Annotated in this window: 15 protein-coding genes and 1 riboswitch; of the genes, 7 read left to right on the top strand and 8 right to left on the bottom strand. The window is 69.7% G+C overall.

Annotated elements, in window-relative coordinates:
* Window positions 1–9: 9 nt before the first annotated feature.
* The 8 genes from ABT025_RS07735 to ABT025_RS07700 form a co-directional block, all read right to left on the bottom strand.
* Window positions 10–1299 carry an ABC transporter ATP-binding protein gene (locus ABT025_RS07735; protein WP_350991015.1) on the bottom strand — a complete coding sequence of 430 codons (1290 nt, stop codon included), beginning with the start codon at window positions 1297–1299 and terminating at the stop codon, window positions 10–12.
* A complete protein-coding gene (locus ABT025_RS07730; protein WP_350991013.1) occupies window positions 1296–2384 on the bottom strand; it encodes an ABC transporter ATP-binding protein in 1089 nt (362 codons plus the stop codon). The genes ABT025_RS07735 and ABT025_RS07730 overlap by 4 nt, the downstream gene beginning before the upstream one ends.
* Window positions 2381–3370, bottom strand: a complete 990-nt coding sequence (locus ABT025_RS07725; RefSeq protein WP_350991009.1) for an ABC transporter permease — start codon at window positions 3368–3370, stop codon at window positions 2381–2383. Before ABT025_RS07725 ends, ABT025_RS07730 begins: the two co-directional genes overlap by 4 nt.
* Window positions 3371–3460: 90 nt before the next feature.
* Window positions 3461–5221, bottom strand: coding sequence for an ABC transporter substrate-binding protein (locus ABT025_RS07720; RefSeq protein ID WP_350991007.1), 1761 nt, complete (start codon window positions 5219–5221; stop codon window positions 3461–3463).
* A 44-nt stretch (window positions 5222–5265) separates the two neighbouring features.
* Window positions 5266–6258 carry an ABC transporter permease gene (locus ABT025_RS07715; RefSeq protein ID WP_350991005.1) on the bottom strand — a complete coding sequence of 331 codons (993 nt, stop codon included), beginning with the start codon at window positions 6256–6258 and terminating at the stop codon, window positions 5266–5268.
* 394 nt (window positions 6259–6652) lie between these two features.
* Window positions 6653–7459 (bottom strand): enhanced serine sensitivity protein SseB C-terminal domain-containing protein, encoded by an 807-nt coding sequence (locus tag ABT025_RS07710; RefSeq protein WP_350991001.1) that lies wholly within the window; start codon window positions 7457–7459, stop codon window positions 6653–6655.
* A 174-nt stretch (window positions 7460–7633) separates the two neighbouring features.
* A complete protein-coding gene (locus tag ABT025_RS07705; protein WP_350990999.1) occupies window positions 7634–8404 on the bottom strand; it encodes an enhanced serine sensitivity protein SseB in 771 nt (256 codons plus the stop codon).
* Window positions 8405–8520: 116 nt separating this feature from the next.
* On the bottom strand, window positions 8521–9255 hold the full coding sequence (locus ABT025_RS07700; protein ID WP_350990997.1) for an AAA family ATPase: 735 nt from the start codon (window positions 9253–9255) through the stop codon (window positions 8521–8523).
* A 168-nt stretch (window positions 9256–9423) separates the two neighbouring features.
* Window positions 9424–9517: riboswitch (glycine riboswitch) on the top strand.
* Window positions 9518–9659: 142 nt separating this feature from the next.
* Between ABT025_RS07700 and gcvT the strand changes: the two genes are divergently transcribed.
* The 7 genes from gcvT to rfbD all read left to right on the top strand — a co-directional run bounded on the left by gcvT (window position 9660) and on the right by rfbD (window position 17250).
* Window positions 9660–10775: a glycine cleavage system aminomethyltransferase GcvT gene (gene gcvT / locus ABT025_RS07695; RefSeq protein WP_350990995.1), complete on the top strand. Its 1116-nt coding sequence runs from the start codon at window positions 9660–9662 to the stop codon at window positions 10773–10775.
* A 101-nt stretch (window positions 10776–10876) separates the two neighbouring features.
* Window positions 10877–11254 carry a glycine cleavage system protein GcvH gene (gcvH, locus tag ABT025_RS07690; protein ID WP_350990993.1) on the top strand — a complete coding sequence of 126 codons (378 nt, stop codon included), beginning with the start codon at window positions 10877–10879 and terminating at the stop codon, window positions 11252–11254.
* An 18-nt stretch (window positions 11255–11272) separates the two neighbouring features.
* Window positions 11273–12532, top strand: a complete 1260-nt coding sequence (gene glyA / locus ABT025_RS07685; protein ID WP_350990991.1) for a serine hydroxymethyltransferase — start codon at window positions 11273–11275, stop codon at window positions 12530–12532.
* Window positions 12533–12688: 156 nt separating this feature from the next.
* Window positions 12689–14071 carry an L-serine ammonia-lyase gene (locus ABT025_RS07680; RefSeq protein ID WP_350990989.1) on the top strand — a complete coding sequence of 461 codons (1383 nt, stop codon included), beginning with the start codon at window positions 12689–12691 and terminating at the stop codon, window positions 14069–14071.
* Between the two features lie 208 nt (window positions 14072–14279).
* Window positions 14280–15347, top strand: coding sequence for a glucose-1-phosphate thymidylyltransferase (locus ABT025_RS07675; RefSeq protein WP_350990987.1), 1068 nt, complete (start codon window positions 14280–14282; stop codon window positions 15345–15347).
* Window positions 15344–16330, top strand: a complete 987-nt coding sequence (gene rfbB, locus ABT025_RS07670) for a dTDP-glucose 4,6-dehydratase (protein WP_350990985.1) — start codon at window positions 15344–15346, stop codon at window positions 16328–16330. Before ABT025_RS07675 ends, rfbB begins: the two co-directional genes overlap by 4 nt.
* On the top strand, window positions 16327–17250 hold the full coding sequence (gene rfbD / locus ABT025_RS07665) for a dTDP-4-dehydrorhamnose reductase (RefSeq protein ID WP_350990983.1): 924 nt from the start codon (window positions 16327–16329) through the stop codon (window positions 17248–17250). Before rfbB ends, rfbD begins: the two co-directional genes overlap by 4 nt.
* Window positions 17251–17466 lie beyond the last annotated feature (216 nt).

Raw genomic sequence — 17466 nt, 5'->3', positions numbered from 1 at the left:
GTGCCGGTACTACTCCTTGGGGCTGTCCTCCGAGGCCCCGGAGGGCTCCGATGGTGTCGCGGCGGAACCCTCGTCGTCGCGTTCGCCGTCGCCGTCGGGTGCAGCCTGGGCGGACACCTCAGGGGCTTCCGCCGCTTCCGGCGCTTCCGGCGCGACCGCCTCCGCCGGCTCGTCGGCCTCCGTGGCCGGCACCGCCGCGGCTGTCGACTTGACCGTGATGACGTCCGTGACGAGCGGAGCGTCGCCCGGCGCCAAGTCCTCGGCGTTCTCGGGGTGGTGGCAGGCCACCTGGTGCCCGGTCTTCAGCTGGAGCAGCGGCGGCTCGGTCGTCCCGCAGACCTTGGTCGCCTTCCAGCACCGAGTGTGGAACCGGCATCCGGTCGGCGGCGAGATCGGCGACGGCACATCGCCCTTGAGCAGGATGCGGTCGCTCTTGGCACCGCGCCGACGGGGATCCGGCACGGGCACCGCGGACATCAGCGCCTTCGTGTACGGGTGCATCGGCGCCTCGTACAGCGACTTGCGGTCCGCGAGTTCGACGATCTTGCCGAGGTACATGACCGCGATCCGGTCCGAGACGTGGCGGATCACCGACAGGTCGTGCGCGATGATCATGTAGGTGAGCCCGAGCTCGTCCTGGAGGTCGTCCAGCAGGTTCACCACCTGTGCCTGGATCGACACGTCCAGCGCCGAGACCGGCTCGTCCGCGACGACCAGCTTCGGCTTGAGCGCGAGCGCCCGCGCGATGCCGATGCGCTGGCGCTGGCCGCCGGAGAACTCGTGCGGGTAGCGGTTGTAGTGCTCGGGGTTGAGCCCCACCAGCTCCAGCAGCCGCTGGACCTCCGCCTTCACCCCGTCCTCGGGCTTGACGCCCTGGAGCCGGAAGGGGGTGCCGACGATCCCGCCGACCGTGTGGCGCGGATTCAGCGAGCCGTACGGGTCCTGGAAGATCATCTGGATGTCGCGGCGCATCGGCCGGAGCCGCCCCGCGGACATGTGGGTGATGTCGCGCCCCTGGAACTCGACCTTGCCGCCGGTCGGCTCCAGGAGCCGGGTCACCAGCCGGCCCATGGTCGACTTGCCGCAGCCCGACTCGCCGACGACGCCCAGGGTCTCCCCGGGGCGCACGTCGAAGGTGAGCCCGTCCACGGCCTGGACCGCGCCGACCTTGCGCTTCAGGATTCCCTTGGTGATCGGGAAGTGCTTGACCAGGCCGTCGACCTTGAGGAGCGGCTCGGGACCGGACCCGTCCGACCCGGCCGCGGCGGGCGCGGGAGTCTTCTTGTTCAGCTCAGTCACAGCTTCGGCGCAATCTCTTCGGTCCAGATCCGTTCGCGCTGCTCGCGCGACATATGGCACGCGGAGTAGTGCCCGTCGCTGACCTGCTGCAGCTCCGGACGCTCGGTGCGGGTGATGTTGTCGGGCGGGACGTCGGCGTACGGGCAGCGCGGGTGGAAGGCGCAGCCCGACGGGACGTTGATGAGACTGGGCGGCGAACCCTTGACCGGGATGAGCCGCTCGGTCTGCTCCCGGTCGATGCGCGGCATCGAGCCGAGCAGGCCCCAGGTGTAGGGGTGCTGCGGCTCGTAGAACACCTTCTCGGCGGTGCCGCGCTCGATGCACCGTCCCGCGTACATCACGAGCAGGTTGTCCGCGATCTCGGCGACGACACCGAGGTCGTGGGTGATCATGACGACCGCGGAGCCGAACTCCTTCTGCAGGTCGCGGATGAGGTCGAGGATCTGCGCCTGGACGGTGACGTCGAGGGCGGTCGTCGGCTCGTCGGCGATGAGCAGCTGCGGGTTGTTGACCAGGGCCATCGCGATCATCGCGCGCTGGCGCATACCGCCGGAGAACTGGTGCGGGTAGTCGTCGTACCGGCGGTGCGGCTCGGGAATGCCGACGCGGTCGAGCATCTCGACGGCGCGCTTCTTGGCGGCCTTCTTGTCGACCTTGTTGTGGACCCGGTGGGCCTCCACGATCTGCGCGCCGATGCTGTAGTACGGGTGCAGGGCGGAGAGGGGGTCCTGGAAGATCATGGCCATCTTCTGGCCGCGCAGCTTCCGTACGCGCTCGGGGCCCGAGCCGATGAGCTCCTCGCCGTCCAGCCAGATCTCGCCGCCGATCCGGGCACGCTCCGAGGTGTGCAGGCCCATGATCCCCAGCGAGGTCACGGACTTGCCGGAGCCGGACTCACCCACGATGCCGAGGGTCTGACCCGCCTCCAGGTCGAAGCTGACGCCGTCGACGGACTTGACCAGGCCGTCGTCGGTGTCGAAGTGGACGCTGAGGTTGCGTACGGAGAGGAAGGCGTGGTCGTCGCCGGAGCGCGGAGCCGGGACGGCGTCCGCAGCCTGGGAGTCCTTCTTGGTTGCGCCGCTCATGAGAGCCTCACCCGGGGGTCGATCGCGGCGTACACGAGGTCCACCAGCAGGTTGCAGATGACGATGAAGAAGGCGGCGACCAGGGTCACGCCCATCACCTTGGGCAGGTCGGCGGTGGTCACGCCCTGGATGGCGAAGGCACCCAGGCCCTGGAAGGAGAAGACTCTTTCGGTGATGACCGCGCCGCCCAACAGCAGCGCGAAGTCCATACCGAAGATCGTGACCAGCGGGGTGAGCGCGGAGCGCAGGCCGTGCTTGACGACCACGTTGCGTTCCTTGAGGCCCTTGGCGCGCGCGGTTCTGATGTAGTCCTCACCCATCGTCTCCAGCATCCCGGCCCGGGTGAGCCGGGCGTAGAGCGCGGAGTAGAGCAGGGCGAGTGTGCACCACGGCAGGACCAGACTGCTCGCCCATGCCACCGGGTCCTCGGTGAACGGTACGTACTCCCCGTTCCCGAAGAGCGCCAGGACCACCAGACCGGTGAAGAACATCGGCAGCGAGACACCGGCGAGGGCGACGCCCATGGAGAGGCGGTCGAAGAACGAGCCCCGCTTCAGCGCGGAGACGACACCGATCGCGACACCGGAGACGACCCAGATGACAGCGGCACCGACGGCCAGCGAGAGCGTGACCGGGACACGGTCGACAAGCTGCGGCCAGATCTCGGTGTGGGTCTTGAACGAGTACCCGAAGCAGGGGGCGTTGCAGGTGACGGGGTCGGGTCCGAACTGGTACTCGGCGCCGACGACGATTCCCTTGACGAAGTGCCAGTACTGGAGATAGAGGGGCTGGTCGAGTCCCAGGTTCTTCTTGACCGCGGCGATGACGTCGGGGTCAGGACTCTTCCCGACGTACTGGGCAGCCATGGAGTCGAGGGTCTGCCCGCCGAGACGGGGCACCAGGAAGAAGATCGCGAACGTGACTGCGCTGACCACCAGCAGCAGCAACACCGCGGCGAATACGCGTCGGATGATGTACGCAGCCACAGCCGTGCGGCGCCGGGCGGGCGGACGGGGTACGCCCGCCGGCCCGGCGCCTTCACCTGCCTTTCAGGGGATGCTTTTGATGAACAGGTGCTACTTGGTGGACGTCATGAGCACGTAGTCGTACATGCCGAGGTACGCGTTGGTGACGGTGACGTTCGCCGCGGAGTCCGGGCGGTAGAGCAGGTTCTTGCGGTAGAAGAGCGGAACGACCGAGGCGTTCTCCATGACCTTCTGGTCGACCTCGCCCCACGTCGCGTTGCGCGCCGTGGTGTCGACGGTGCCGATGCCCTTGACGAGGAGTTCGTTGATCCCCTTGTCGTTGAGCTCCATCAGGTTCGTGCCGCCGGACGGCTTGATGGCCGATCCGTTCACGATCTGGTCGAGGAAGCCGAAGCCGGTCGGCCAGTCGGCGCCCCAGGCCATCATCATCATGCCCGCGTTGTTCTTGTGGACCCAGTTCGGGACACCCGCGAAGTCGGTGAAGTACTTGTCCGCCGGGAACTGCTTGATCTCGGCGGTGATGCCGATGGCCTTCAGGCTGCCCTGGAGCTGCGTGGCGGCGGTGACCTCGTCAGGACGGTCGGAACGCGCGGTCAGCGTGGTCTTGAAGCCTTCGGGGTGACCGCACTTGGCCAGGTGCTCCTTGGCCTTGACGACGTCGCCCTTGCTGCCCTCGCTCGGGTACAGGTCGAACTTCTTGTAGCCGGCGACGCTCGGGGGGATGACCGTGCTCGCCGGGTCGCCCTTGACCGAGCCACCGATCGAGTCGATCATGCTCTGCTTGTCGACGGCGTACTGGACGGCCTTGCGGCACTCGGCGTTGTCGAACGGCTTCACGTTGACGTTCAGCGCCAGGTACTGCAGGGCGCCGGCGTACGGGTTGTCCGTCTTCGCCTTCTCCGCCGCCTTGACCAGGACCTTGGGCTGGGTCTTGGACTGCAGACCCGTGCCCGCGATGTCCGCGGTGGTGACGTCGTTGAGCAGGTGGTCGTCGACCGTGGTGGGGTTGACGTTGAACTTCAGCTCGATCTTGTCCGGCAGCGCCTTGCGGATCGGGTCCGTCTTGGCGTCCCACTCCGGGTTGCGGACCAGGGTCGCGCCCTTGCTCTCGTCGTACGCCGAGAACTTGTACGGACCCGAGGAGACCATCTTCTGGACGTAGCTGGCGCCCGTGTCGGCCTTCTGCTGGATCGGCGCCGTCTGCGAGAAGGCGGCGAGGTAGTCCATGTCCGCGAACGGCTTGTTCAGGTGGAAGACGATCGTGGAGTCGTCCGGGGTCTCGATGGACTTGAGGCCCGCGGCGGACTTGTCCTTGTACGGACCCTTGTACTTGTCGCCGCCCTCGAGGTAGGCCTTGAAGTACGTCGGGCCGTTGGACAGGGCCTCCGGCGCGAAGTTGGAACGCTCGACGGCGTACTTGACGTCCTTCGAGGTGATCTCGGTGCCGTCCTCGAACTTCACGCCCTTGCGGAGCGTGTACGTCCAGGTCTTCGCGTCCGCGCTGGCCTTGCCGAGGCCGGTGGCCAGGTCGGGAACGACCTCGAGGCCCTCCTTGCCGGCGGCCGGCTTGAAGGTCACCAGCGAACGGGCGTACAGGCGGGCGAAGTTCTGCACCCAGCCGTAGTACGTGTTGCCGGGGTCCAGGGAGTCCGGGCCACTGGTGTGCTCGTACGTGACCGTCCCCCCCTTCTTGTCGGTCGCGTTGACGATGCCCGTCAGGCCCGCGTCCGCCTTGGCGCTGCCGCCGCCGCTCTTGCCGCCGCTGTCGGAGTCGCTGCCACTGCACGCCGAAGCGCCGAGCGACACCGCTACGGCCACGGCTATGGCCACTGCTGTCTTTCTGTTCTGCATGGTGAGGAAAGCCCCCTCGCTAGTCCTGTGCGGCACTGCCGCGTTTACTTGCCACGAGGGTCGAGTGCGTCACGCAGCCCGTCCCCCAGCAGATTGAAGGCCAGCACGGTGACGAAGATCGCCATGCCGGGGATGACCATGAACATCGGGTCCACCTCGTAGAGGTCGACCGCCTGCGTGAGCATGCCGCCCCAGGACGCCTGCGGCGGCGCGATACCCACGCCGAGGAAGGACAGGGCCGCCTCGAAGAGGATGTTCGTGGGGATCAGCAGCGTCGCGTACACGAGGATCGGCGCGATCAGGTTGGGCAGCAGCTCGCGGAAGAGGATGAACGGGCCGCGGGCGCCCAGCGACCTGGCGGCCTCGACGAACTCGCGCTCACGGAGCGACAGGGTCTGCGCGCGGACGATGCGGCCGATGTAGGGCCAGCTGAAGAAGCCGATCACGAAGATCAGGACCGCGATCCGCAGCGTGAGCCCTTCCATCCCGAAGGCGTTGCCCTGCAGGGAGGCGGAGATGGAGATCGCGAAGAGCAGCAGCGGGAAGGCGAGGAAGGTGTCCATCAGCCGGCTGATGAAGCTGTCCACCCAGCCGCCGTAGAACCCTGCCACGACGCCCATGACGACACCGATGACGACGGACAGCAGCGTGGAGCCGACGGCGACCACGAGAGAGACCCAGGAGCCTTCGAGGATGCGCGCGAGGATGTCGCGGCCGGTCTGCGGCTCGACACCGAGCGGGTGGTCCAGGCTCATCCCGCCGAAGTCGCCCTTGGGCGCCAGCATGAGCGGGTCGACCAGGCTCTGGTTGAACGCGTTGGGGTCGAGCCCCAGGAGCGACTGGAGCGGCTTGGACAGCACCGCGGTGAGGATCAGCAGCACGACAACGATGCCACCGGCCATCGCCGCCTTGTCCCGCTTGAAGCGGGTCCAGGCGATGCGGCCGAGCGAGCGCCCTTCGATCTCCTTGCGGCCTGCGCCTTCCAGTACCGCTTCGGGCTGTGAATCCGCCCTGGTGGTCTCGATAGGTGCCGTCATTGCGCTGGAGACCCCTCTCGGCCGGCGGTGGCCGGCCCGTGACCGCCGCTGTAGCGGCTTCTACATGACCTTGATTACGCAAGGGCGCGCTGCCGGACGGGCCCTGCTCGAGAGTGGGGCACGGAGGGCATGGAGCACCTGCTGCGTGGAGTCTTCAACCACTTTGTGATCACCCGCCAGACCTGACGGGGAATGTTTGCTCAAACGTGATGCGGTCAGTGAGCTTCCGTTATCCGGACAGCATGATCGAGTGAGCGGACTACTTGGCTACTAATCCGCCAGAACGGACATGCCACCCAAGTAACGCCATTGCATGGCTATTTGGGTGACCGCGTCGGACGTCTTGTCCGACAGGGAGCTGTTTGTCCGTTCCTGGAGCCGGACTTGGGCGGGCCTAGTAGGCGCGCGGAGCGGGGCCGGGGGCCTGCGGGTAGCCGTAACCGGGAGCGACGACGGCACCGCGGCCGGCCGGGGCGTGCGGCTCCCTGTCGTAGAACGGACGGGAGTTGGCGCGCAGCCACATCGCGACCGGGTCGTACTCGTCGGCCATCGCGACCGTGGAGACCGGGAGCCCCTCCGGAACCGTGCCGATGGACTGCTGCATCATCGACCGCACGGCGTCCACGGACGGCCCGCTCGTGTCGTACAGATCGAGCCCGATGGCGAGGTACGGGACACCGATCGCGGGCTGCACCCAGGCGCGGCGCAACGACCGGATGGCGGGGGTGTGATGGGCGTTCTGCGTGAGCTGGGCGTAGAACTGCGGGATCTCGATGGCGGGGTCGCTGATCCGCAGCGGTCCTGCGGGCATCCGGTCGAGGCCGGTGGCGATCCGGCGCAGGTCCAGCCAGGGGATGCCCACGCCGCCGCCCGGCGCGTGCGGGTTCAGCCAGATGCCCCAGCGGTCGGGGAACAGGGCTCGGGCGATGTCGCGGCCGCTCACGACCTCGTGGTCCCGGTTCCAGCCGCTGGCGGAGAGCTCCTGGGCGGAGGTGACACAGGGGGCGTAGCCGAGGCCGTCGATCTCCATGTTGCCGTACTGGGCGTCGGGCGAGCCGGCCCGGCCGTGCCAGAGGAGCATCCAGATCCGGTCGGCCGCGAGGGCCTGGAGGAGTGCCTCGTACGCGTCGTAGCGCCCGGGGGTCACTTGGCGCAGCATGTGCTCGACCTGCCCGGCCGCCGCGGTGCCTGACGCACTCACCCTGGGTCCCGCCCCTCTTCGATCCACTGTGTCGGCCTGCCGCTCCCGGGGCTCTCGGGGCGGCGCGGTGCCGAGGCACCAGCCATCAAACCAGCTTATGCGGCGGCCCTGACACCGACTTGACTCCCGGGGCCGGAGCCGTCGGCCCGCGGCGACGGCCCCCTTGCCTCACCGCTACTCGGCGGGGCGCTGATAGAAGGGCCGCACCCGCGCCCGCATCCAGTCGGCGACCGGGTCCTGGGCCACGTCGAGCAGCACCAGGTTGACGGGCCACGGCACCTCGACGCGCCCCAGCGCCCGGCCCAGGGCGTCCATGGGGGCGTTGCGCCCGGCTCCGTCCCAGGTGGAGAACTCGATGCCGACGAAGAGGACGGGGTCGCCGCCCTCGATGCTGGCCAGGGCGCGCCGGGCGCTGAGCACGACGCCGCTCGCCTCGAACTCGCCGGCCGCGGCGGAGAGGAAGTCGACGGGGTCCTCCTGCCAGTCCGGCTCGTACAGCCGGACCCGGCCGCCGCTGGACGGTCCGTCGAGCGCGGTGCGTCCGGCCCGGCAGACCTCGGCGACGGCGGGCGGCGGCAGCGGCATGCCGACCGCGCCGCCGGGGTTCACCGCGATGCCGAGCTGCGGGGGAAGACCCCGGGCGAACTCGCGGGCGGGGGCCACGGTGAACGACACATGGGCGCCCACGCAGGCGAGGAACTGCTGTTCGGAGCTGAACACGGGTACGTACGGCGCGCCCTCGATGTCCAGCGTCGGCAGATCGAGGTCGGTGGCGTCCGGCGAGCCGCCGCTGGGCAGGGGCACCCACAGGTGGCTGCGGCCGAGCACCTCCACCAGCCTGCCGCCCGCTTCCGGGCTGCCGAGCGAGGCGCTCAGCACTTCTTCGAGCTCGTTGGCCGGCCATCCGCCCTGCGGATGGGTCCGGGCCGGTGCCGGAATGTCCACTGTCTTCCTCTCTCACCCCATGTCGTGCAGCAAGAGATTAGCGTCGATCTTTCGTGACAGGCTGTCGGGTTCTCCGGCGCTCCCGCTTCGAGCTGCCGGGCCGGCAGCGAGCGGGGCTACGGCCCGCCTGTCGCGCCGGGTTCCACGGTTCGGGACGCGGGATGCCCGGCCTCACCCTGTGCGTCTGCGAACGTGATCCTCGTCAGCAGCCCCGCCGCCTCCCGGTCCAGCAGCACCGCCGAGGCGCACCCCAGCGGCAGCAGGCCCGCCTCGGTGTCCCGCAGCAGTCGCCCCACGGCCCTGCGGTGCCGGGCGAACGCGTACCCGGAGACTCCTCGGCCGCGCTCGCGCTGCCCCTCCCTCGCGGTCCGCGGGGTGACGTCGAGCAGTACGAGGTGCAGGATGCGGCCGCGGCGCCGGGCATCACGGGCCAGCCAGCCGCGCACCCAGGCCTGGGTTCCGCAGTCGTGGACGACCAGGGAGGCGCCGGAGCGCAGCACCCGCCACAGGCCCCAGTAGTGGGCGACGCGGACGAGCGGACGGTAGAGGGCGTACGGGAGTAAGCGGGGCATCAGGGCCGCCCAGCGGTCCCTGGTGTTCTGGGAGTCGACGGCGTGCGCCGAGACGGCCCGTGCGATGAGTGTCGATTTACCGCTGCCGGGCAGTCCGGAGACCACCACCACGTCGCCCGCGGCGAAGTGCAGGCCGCGCGGGCTGCGCCCGCCCCGCTCCCGCAGGTCCCGTACGACAGGTGCGTGCGGGCCCAGCGCCTCCCTGGCCGGCGCACCCGGCTGCGCGGGCAGTGCGCCGTGCGCGACCCCCGCGGTCGTCGCGTACCGCTGCAACGTCATCGCCCTCCCCCTGTCGGCTACCCACACCTGCCCAAGAAGTGTAAAGAAAAGGTAATGCGGCACAACCGTCCGACCCGCCGGATCCTGCAGGAGACCGGCATCGGTACCGGCCCCCCACTCTCCCGCAATGCGTGCGATGATGGCCCCCTCAACTGCATACAGGCCGCTCGAATCCGCGCGGGAGAGTCCCGGCCACCGTGCCGGGCGCCGAAGGAGCAAGATCCTCCCTTGAATCTCTCAGGCCCCGTACCGCGTGGATGAGGCAGATCTGAAAAGCGAGTCGCCCTGCGGCTCCACCCAAGGTGCAAGCCGAACCCCTGCGGGGTCTCTCGGCGAACCTCTCAGGTTCCGATGACAGATGGGGAGGGATCGTCCTCGTCGTCATGCCCTGGGAGCCTTCAACCATGAGCACCGCCCCCCGTCTCACCGCCCTCGATGCCCTGCACCGTTCGCTGGGCGCGACCATGACCGACTTCGCGGGCTGGGACATGCCCCTGCGGTACGCCAGTGAGCGCGACGAGCACAACGCCGTGCGCACGAAGGCCGGCCTCTTCGACCTCTCCCACATGGGCGAGATCACCGTCACCGGCCCCGAGGCCGTGGCGCTGCTGAACTTCGCGCTCGTCGGCAACATCGGCACCGTCTCCGTGGGCCGCGCCCGCTACACGATGATCTGCGCCGAGGACGGCGGCATCCTCGACGACCTGATCGTCTACCGGCTGGGCGAGACCGAGTACATGGTGGTCGCCAACGCCGGCAACGCCCAGATCGTGCTGGACGCGCTGACCGCCCGCGCCGACGGCTTCGACGCCGAGGTGCGCGACGACCGCGACGCGTACGCGCTGCTCGCGGTCCAGGGCCCCGAGTCCCCCGCCATCCTCGCGGCCGTCACCGACGCCGACCTGGACGGTCTGAAGTACTACGCCGGGCTGCCCGGCACGGTCGCCGGGGTCCCCGCGCTGATCGCCCGTACCGGCTACACCGGCGAGGACGGCTTCGAGCTCTTCGTCGCCCCCGAGCACGCCGAGCAGCTGTGGCGGGCCCTCACCGAGGCGGGCGCCTCCCGCGGCCTGATCCCGTGCGGGCTCTCCTGCCGCGACACGCTGCGCCTGGAGGCGGGCATGCCGCTGTACGGACACGAGCTGACCACGGCGCTCACGCCGTTCGACGCCGGTCTCGGCCGGGTCGTGAAGTTCGAGAAGGAGGGCGACTTCGTCGGCCGCAAGGCCCTGGAGGCCGCCGCCGAGCGCGCCGAGACCGCCCCGCCCCGCAAGCTCGTCGGCCTGGTGGCCGAGGGCCGCCGGGTGCCGCGCGCCGGGTTCTCCGTCGTCGCGGAGGGCGGGGTGATCGGCGAGGTCACCTCGGGCGCGCCCTCGCCCACACTCGGCAAGCCGATCGCCATGGCGTACGTCGACGCCGCACACGCCACGCCCAGCACCACGGGCGTCGGGGTGGACATCCGGGGCAGCCACGAGCCGTACGAGGTCGTGGCCCTGCCGTTCTACAAGCGGCAGAAGTAGAACCGACGGCGGATCCGGCACTGCGCACGTGACGCAGTCCTGTCTCACACCGTAAGACCATCGTTCATCAGCACTCCCCCGCGTACAGGAGAATTCAGGTCATGAGCAACCCCCAGCAGCTGCGGTACAGCAAGGAGCACGAGTGGCTGTCGGCCGTCGAGGACGGTGTGGCCACGATCGGCATCACGGAGTACGCGGCCAACGCGCTCGGTGACGTCGTGTACGCCCAGCTCCCCGAGGTCGGTGACACGGTGACCGCGGGCGAGACCTGCGGCGAGCTGGAGTCGACCAAGTCGGTCAGCGACCTGTACTCGCCGGTGACCGGCGAGGTCACGGCCGCGAACCAGGACGTCGTGGACGACCCGTCGCTGGTGAACTCCGCCCCGTTCGAAGGCGGCTGGCTGTTCAAGGTACGTATCGCGGAGGAGCCGAAGGACCTGCTCTCCGCCGACGAGTACACCGCGTTCTCCGGTAACTGAGACCCAAGGGACCACCTGATGTCGCTTCTCAACTCCTCCCTCCACGAGCTGGACCCGGACGTCGCCGCCGCTGTCGACGCCGAGCTCCACCGTCAGCAGTCCACCCTCGAAATGATCGCCTCGGAGAACTTCGCTCCCGTCGCGGTCATGGAGGCCCAGGGCTCCGTCCTGACCAACAAGTACGCCGAGGGCTACCCCGGCCGCCGCTACTACGGCGGCTGTGAGCACGTCGACGTGGTCGAGCAGATCGCGATCGACCGCATCAAGGCGCTCTTCGGCGCCGAGGCCGCGAACGTACAGCCGCACTCCGGTGCGCAGGCCAACGCCGCCGCGATGTTCGCGCTGCTGAAGCCGGGCGACACGATCATGGGCCTGAGCCTGGCGCACGGCGGGCACCTGACCCACGGCATGAAGATCAACTTCTCCGGCAAGCTCTACAACGTGATCCCGTACCACGTGGACGAGACCGGTGTCGTGGACATGGCCGAGGTCGAGCGCCTCGCCAAGGAGTCCAAGCCGAAGCTGATCGTGGCCGGCTGGTCCGCGTACCCCCGCCGGCTGGACTTCGCCGCCTTCCGCCGCATCGCGGACGAGGTCGGCGCGTACCTGATGGTCGACATGGCGCACTTCGCCGGTCTCGTCGCCGCGGGTCTGCACCCCAACCCGGTGCCGCACGCCCATGTCGTCACGACCACCACGCACAAGACCCTCGGCGGTCCGCGCGGCGGTGTGATCCTGTCGACGCAGGAGCTCGCCAAGAAGATCAACTCGGCGGTCTTCCCCGGTCAGCAGGGTGGTCCGCTGGAGCACGTGATCGCGGCCAAGGCGGTCTCGTTCAAGGTCGCCGCGACCGAGGAGTTCAAGGAGCGCCAGCAGCGCACCCTGGACGGCGCCCGCATCCTCGCCGAGCGTCTGGTGCAGCCGGACGTCACCGAGGTCGGCGTCTCCGTCCTGTCCGGCGGCACGGACGTGCACCTGGTCCTGGTGGACCTGCGCAACTCCGAGCTGGACGGCCAGCAGGCCGAGGACCGGCTGCACGAGCTGGGCATCACGGTCAACCGGAACGCCATCCCCAACGACCCGCGGCCGCCCATGGTCACCTCGGGTCTGCGGATCGGCACGCCGGCGCTCGCCACCCGCGGTTTCCAGGCGGAGGACTTCACCGAGGTCGCCGAGATCATCGCGTCCGCCCTCAAGCCGTCCTACGACGCGGACGACCTGAAGGCCCGCGTCGTCGCGCTCGCCGAGAAGTTCCCGCTGTACTCCGGTCTGAAGTAGTCCGGACCGGCGTATTTGCACGTTGGGGAGGGGCACCGCGCACACTGAACAGTGAGCGCGGTGCCCCATCCCTTGTCCCCGCTCTTCGGGCCCACCCCCGCCCGTACCGCACCACCCGGCAGACAAAGGCGTCTACCAACCCTTAGGAGTCCCCCCGTGGCCATCTCGGTCTTCGACCTGTTCTCGATCGGCATCGGCCCGTCCAGCTCCCATACGGTCGGCCCCATGCGCGCCGCCCGTATGTTCGCGCGCCGGCTCAAGAACGAGGGCCTGCTGGCCCACACCGTCTCGATACGCGCCGAACTCTTCGGCTCCCTCGGCGCCACCGGCCACGGCCACGGCACCCCCAAGGCCGTCCTGCTCGGCCTGGAGGGCGAGTCCCCCCGCACCGTCGACGTCGAAACGGCGGACGACCGGGTCGAAGCGATCCGCGCCACCGGCCGGCTCAACCTCCTCGGCATGCACGAGATCGCCTTCGACGCCGACAAGCAGCTGATCCTGCACCGCCGCAAGGCACTGCCGTACCACGCCAACGGCATGACGGTCTTCGCGTACGACCACGAGGACACCCTGCTCCTCGAGAAGACGTACTACTCGGTCGGCGGCGGCTTCGTCGTCGACGAGGACGCCGTCGGCGAGGACCGGATCGTCCTCGACGACACGGTCCTCAAGCACCCCTTCCGCACCGGCGACGAGCTGCTGCGCCTCGCCCGCGACACCGGCCTGTCGATCTCCTCCCTGATGCTGGAGAACGAGCGCGCCTGGCGCACCGAGGACGAGATCCGCTCCGGGCTGCTTGACATCTGGCGCGCCATGCAGGCGTGCGTGTCCCGCGGCATGGCCCGCGAGGGCATCCTGCCCGGTGGCCTCAAGGTCCGCCGCCGCGCGGCGAACACCGCGCGCCAGCTGCGCGCCGAGGGCGACCCGCAGACCCACGCGATGGAGTGGATCACCCTCTACGCGATGGCGGTCAACGAGGAGAACGCCGCGGGCGGCCGCGTCGTCACCGCGCCGACCAACGGAGCGGCCGGCATCATCCCGGCGGTGCTGCACTACTACATGAACTTCGCGGCCGGCGGCGCCACCGAGGCGGAGAAGGACGACAGCATCGTCCGCTTCCTGCTGGCAGCCGGCGCCATCGGCATGCTGTTCAAGGAGAACGCCTCCATCTCCGGCGCCGAGGTCGGCTGCCAGGGCGAGGTCGGCTCCGCCTGCTCCATGGCCGCGGGCGCCCTCGCCGAGGTACTGGGCGGCACCCCCGAGCAGGTCGAGAACGCCGCCGAGATCGGCATGGAGCACAACCTCGGCCTGACCTGCGACCCCGTCGGCGGGCTCGTCCAGATCCCGTGCATCGAGCGCAACGGCATGGCGGCGGTGAAGGCCGTCACCGCGGCGAAGATGGCGCTGCGCGGCGACGGCATCCACAAGGTCTCCCTGGACAAGGTCATCAAGACCATGAAGGAGACGGGCGCCGACATGTCCGTCAAGTACAAGGAGACGGCGCGGGGCGGGCTCGCGGTGAACATCATCGAGTGCTGAGGGCCGGCCCTGCCCGGCGCGTTCACGCCTTCGGCGCTGTCAGGGCCTTCCTCACCCCGCCCCAGGGCCCTCCGCACGGGCGGGCGCCGGACATCCCGGCGCCTCCCGGGACAGCGGCTCTCCACCGCGACTCCACCTTTCCTGCAGCTGTGGCCTCCACGCTACGAGCGGAAAGAGACTGGAGTCATCTGCTGTGGAGGCTGGCTACGTGAAGGCACTCGTGCTGTCGGGCGGGGCTGGGACCCGACTTCGACCGATCACCCATACTTCGGCGAAACAGTTGGTTCCTGTGGCCAACAAGCCCGTCCTCTTCTACGGGCTCGAGGCGATCGCCGATGCCGGCATCACCGAGGTGGGCGTCGTCGTCGGGGACACCGCCGACGAGATCCGCAAGGCCGTGGGGGACGGTTCCGCGTTCGGCCTCGAGGTCACCTACATCCGCCAGGACGCGCCGCTGGGGCTGGCGCACGCGGTACGCGTGGCCCGTGAATTCCTGGGCGACGACGACTTCGTGATGTACCTCGGCGACAACTTCATCGTCGGCGGCGTCACCGAACTGGTGGACAGCTTCCGCACCGAGCGCCCCGACGCGCACATCCTGCTGACCCCCGTGCTCGACCCGTCGGCGTTCGGAGTGGCCGAACTGGACGCGGAGGGCCGGGTGTCCGCACTGGTGGAGAAGCCCGAACATCCCAAGAGCGATCTCGCCCTGGTGGGCGTCTACCTGTTCACACCCGCCATCCACGACGCCGTTCTGGCCATCAAGCCGTCGTGGCGCGGCGAACTGGAGATCACCCACGCGATCCAGTGGCTGATCGACGAGGGCCGGGACGTGCGCTCGACCACGATCTCGGGGTACTGGAAGGACACCGGCAACGTCACCGACATGCTGGAGGTCAACCGCTCGGTACTGGAGACCGTCGTCCCCGACGTGCTGGGCACGGTCGACGCCGACAGCGAGATCATCGGCCGGGTGCGCATCGAGAAGGGCGCCCGGATCACCGGCAGCCGTGTCGTCGGGCCCGCGATCATCGGAGCCGACGCCGTGATCACCGACTCGTACGTCGGGCCGTTCACCTCCATCTCCGAGGGCTGCCACATCTCGGACAGCGAGGTCGAGTACACGATCATCCTGCAGAACTCCGCGCTGACCGGTGTTCGCCGTGTCGAGGCCTCCCTCATCGGCCGGGACGTGCAGGTGACCCCGGCCCCCCGCAACCCGTCCGCCCACCGGTTCGTGCTCGGTGACCACAGCAAGGTGCAGATCTCGTCATGACGAAGCGTGTGCTGGTCACCGGCGGTGCCGGTTTCATCGGTTCCCACTACGTCCGGACGCTGCTGGGCCCCGAAGGGCCCGGCGATGTGTCCGTGACGGTACTGGACCGACTCACCTACGCGGGGAATCCCGCCAACCTGGACGCCGTGCGCGCGCATCCCGGATTCACGTTCGTGCAGGGCGACATCTGCGACGGCGAGCTCGTCGCGCGGCTGATGGCCGGACACGACCAGGTGGTGCACTTCGCGGCGGAGTCGCACGTGGACCGGTCGATCGACGGAGGAGCCGAGTTCGTACGGACCAATGTCCTGGGCACGCACACCCTGGTGGACGCCGCGCGCCAGGCCGGCGTCGAGACGTTCGTGCACATCTCCACGGACGAGGTGTACGGGTCGATCGACGAGGGCTCCTGGCCGGAGACGGACCCGCTGCGGCCCAACTCCCCCTACGCGTCCGCGAAGGCGTCCAGCGATCTCATCGCGCTGTCCTACCACCGGACGCACGGACTGGACGTGCGGGTGACCCGCTGCTCCAACAACTACGGCCCCCACCACTTCCCCGAGAAGTTCATCCCGCTCGTCGTCACGGAGCTGCTGGACGGCGGGAAGATCCCGCTGTACGGCGACGGCGGCAACGTCCGGGACTGGCTGCACGTCGACGACCACGTCCAGGGCATCGAACTCGTCCGCACCCGGGGCCGCGCCGGCGAGATCTACAACATCGGTGGCGGCACCGAGCTGTCCAACAAGGAGCTGGCGGAGATGCTCCTCGCCGAGTGCGGCGCCGACTGGGACTCCGGCGTCGTCCATGTCGAGGACCGAAAGGGCCACGACCGCCGGTACTCGGTCGACTGCTCGAAGATCCGGGACGAGCTGGGCTACGCGCCCCGGAAGGACTTCCGGGAGGGACTGGCGGAGACGGTCCGGTGGTACCGCGACCACCGCGACTGGTGGGAGCCCCTGAAGGAGCGGGCCGCGCTGTGAACCCGTGGCTGGTGACGGGGGCGGGCGGAATGCTCGCCCGTGACGTCCTGCGACAGCTCGCGGCGGCCGGCGTCCCCGCCTTCGGCCTGGGCCGCTCCACCCTGGACGTCACCGAAGCCGACTCCGTACGGTTCCTCCTCAAGGACCACCGCCCGGCCGTGGTGGTCAACTGCGCGGCCTGGACAGCGGTCGACGACGCGGAGGCGCAGCCCGCCGCGGCTCTCGCGGTCAACGGCACGGGCGCCCGCCAGGTGGCCGAGGCGTGTGCCGCGACGGGCACGGTGCTGATCCAGGTCTCCACGGACTACGTCTTCGCGGGGGACGCCGGAGCGCCGTACCGGGAGGACGCGCCCACCGCGCCCCGGAGCGTGTACGGGCGCACCAAGCTGGCGGGCGAGCAGGGTGTGCTGGAGACCCTGCCGGACACCGGATACGTGGTGCGGACCGGCTGGCTGTACGGGGCGAACGGGCCCAGTTTCGTACGGTCGATGATCCACCTGGAGCAGGCGCGGGACACCCTCGACGTGGTCGACGACCAGCGGGGGCAGCCCACCTGGACGAGGGACCTCGCCGACCGGCTGGTCGCCCTCGGACGCGGTGCACTCGACGGGACCGCCCCGCCCGGTGTGTATCACGGCACCAGTACGGGAGAGACGACCTGGTTCGAGTACGCCCGGCAGATCTTCACCCTTCTCGGCGCGGACCCCGAACGCATACGCCCCACCTCCACCGATGTCTTCCCGCGGCCCGCGCCCCGGCCCGCGTACAGCGTGCTGAGCCACGGCCGGTGGCGCACGGCGGGGATCGAACCGATCAGGCCGTGGCGGGAGGCACTGGCCGAGGCGCTGCCCGAGGTGCGCCGGGCGGCTGCCGGAGGCCGGGCCGGCGGCAAGGAAGGCCGGCCCCTGCGCCAGGCCTGACGGCCGGCGGGGAGGGCGGCGGGGAGGGCGGCCTTCCTCCGCGCCCGGTCTGACGGCCGGCCTCCGCCCGTCCTCGCGGCCGAACCCGGCCCCTGGCCGGGACCCTTCTCCCCCATGCACCGAGCCCGGTCCTCCTGGACCGGGCTCGGTGCGTTCGCCAGGCAGGTGCACCGCCCTGCGCCTGCCGCGGCACCGGGTCCGGCGCGGCGGGATCCC

Origin of the sequence: Streptomyces sp. NPDC002809 (assembly GCF_040295435.1) — a bacterium.
Lineage (GTDB): Bacteria > Actinomycetota > Actinomycetes > Streptomycetales > Streptomycetaceae > Streptomyces.
Note: the sequence above shows the minus strand (reverse complement) of the source record. Positions and strands in the feature narration are given on the sequence as shown.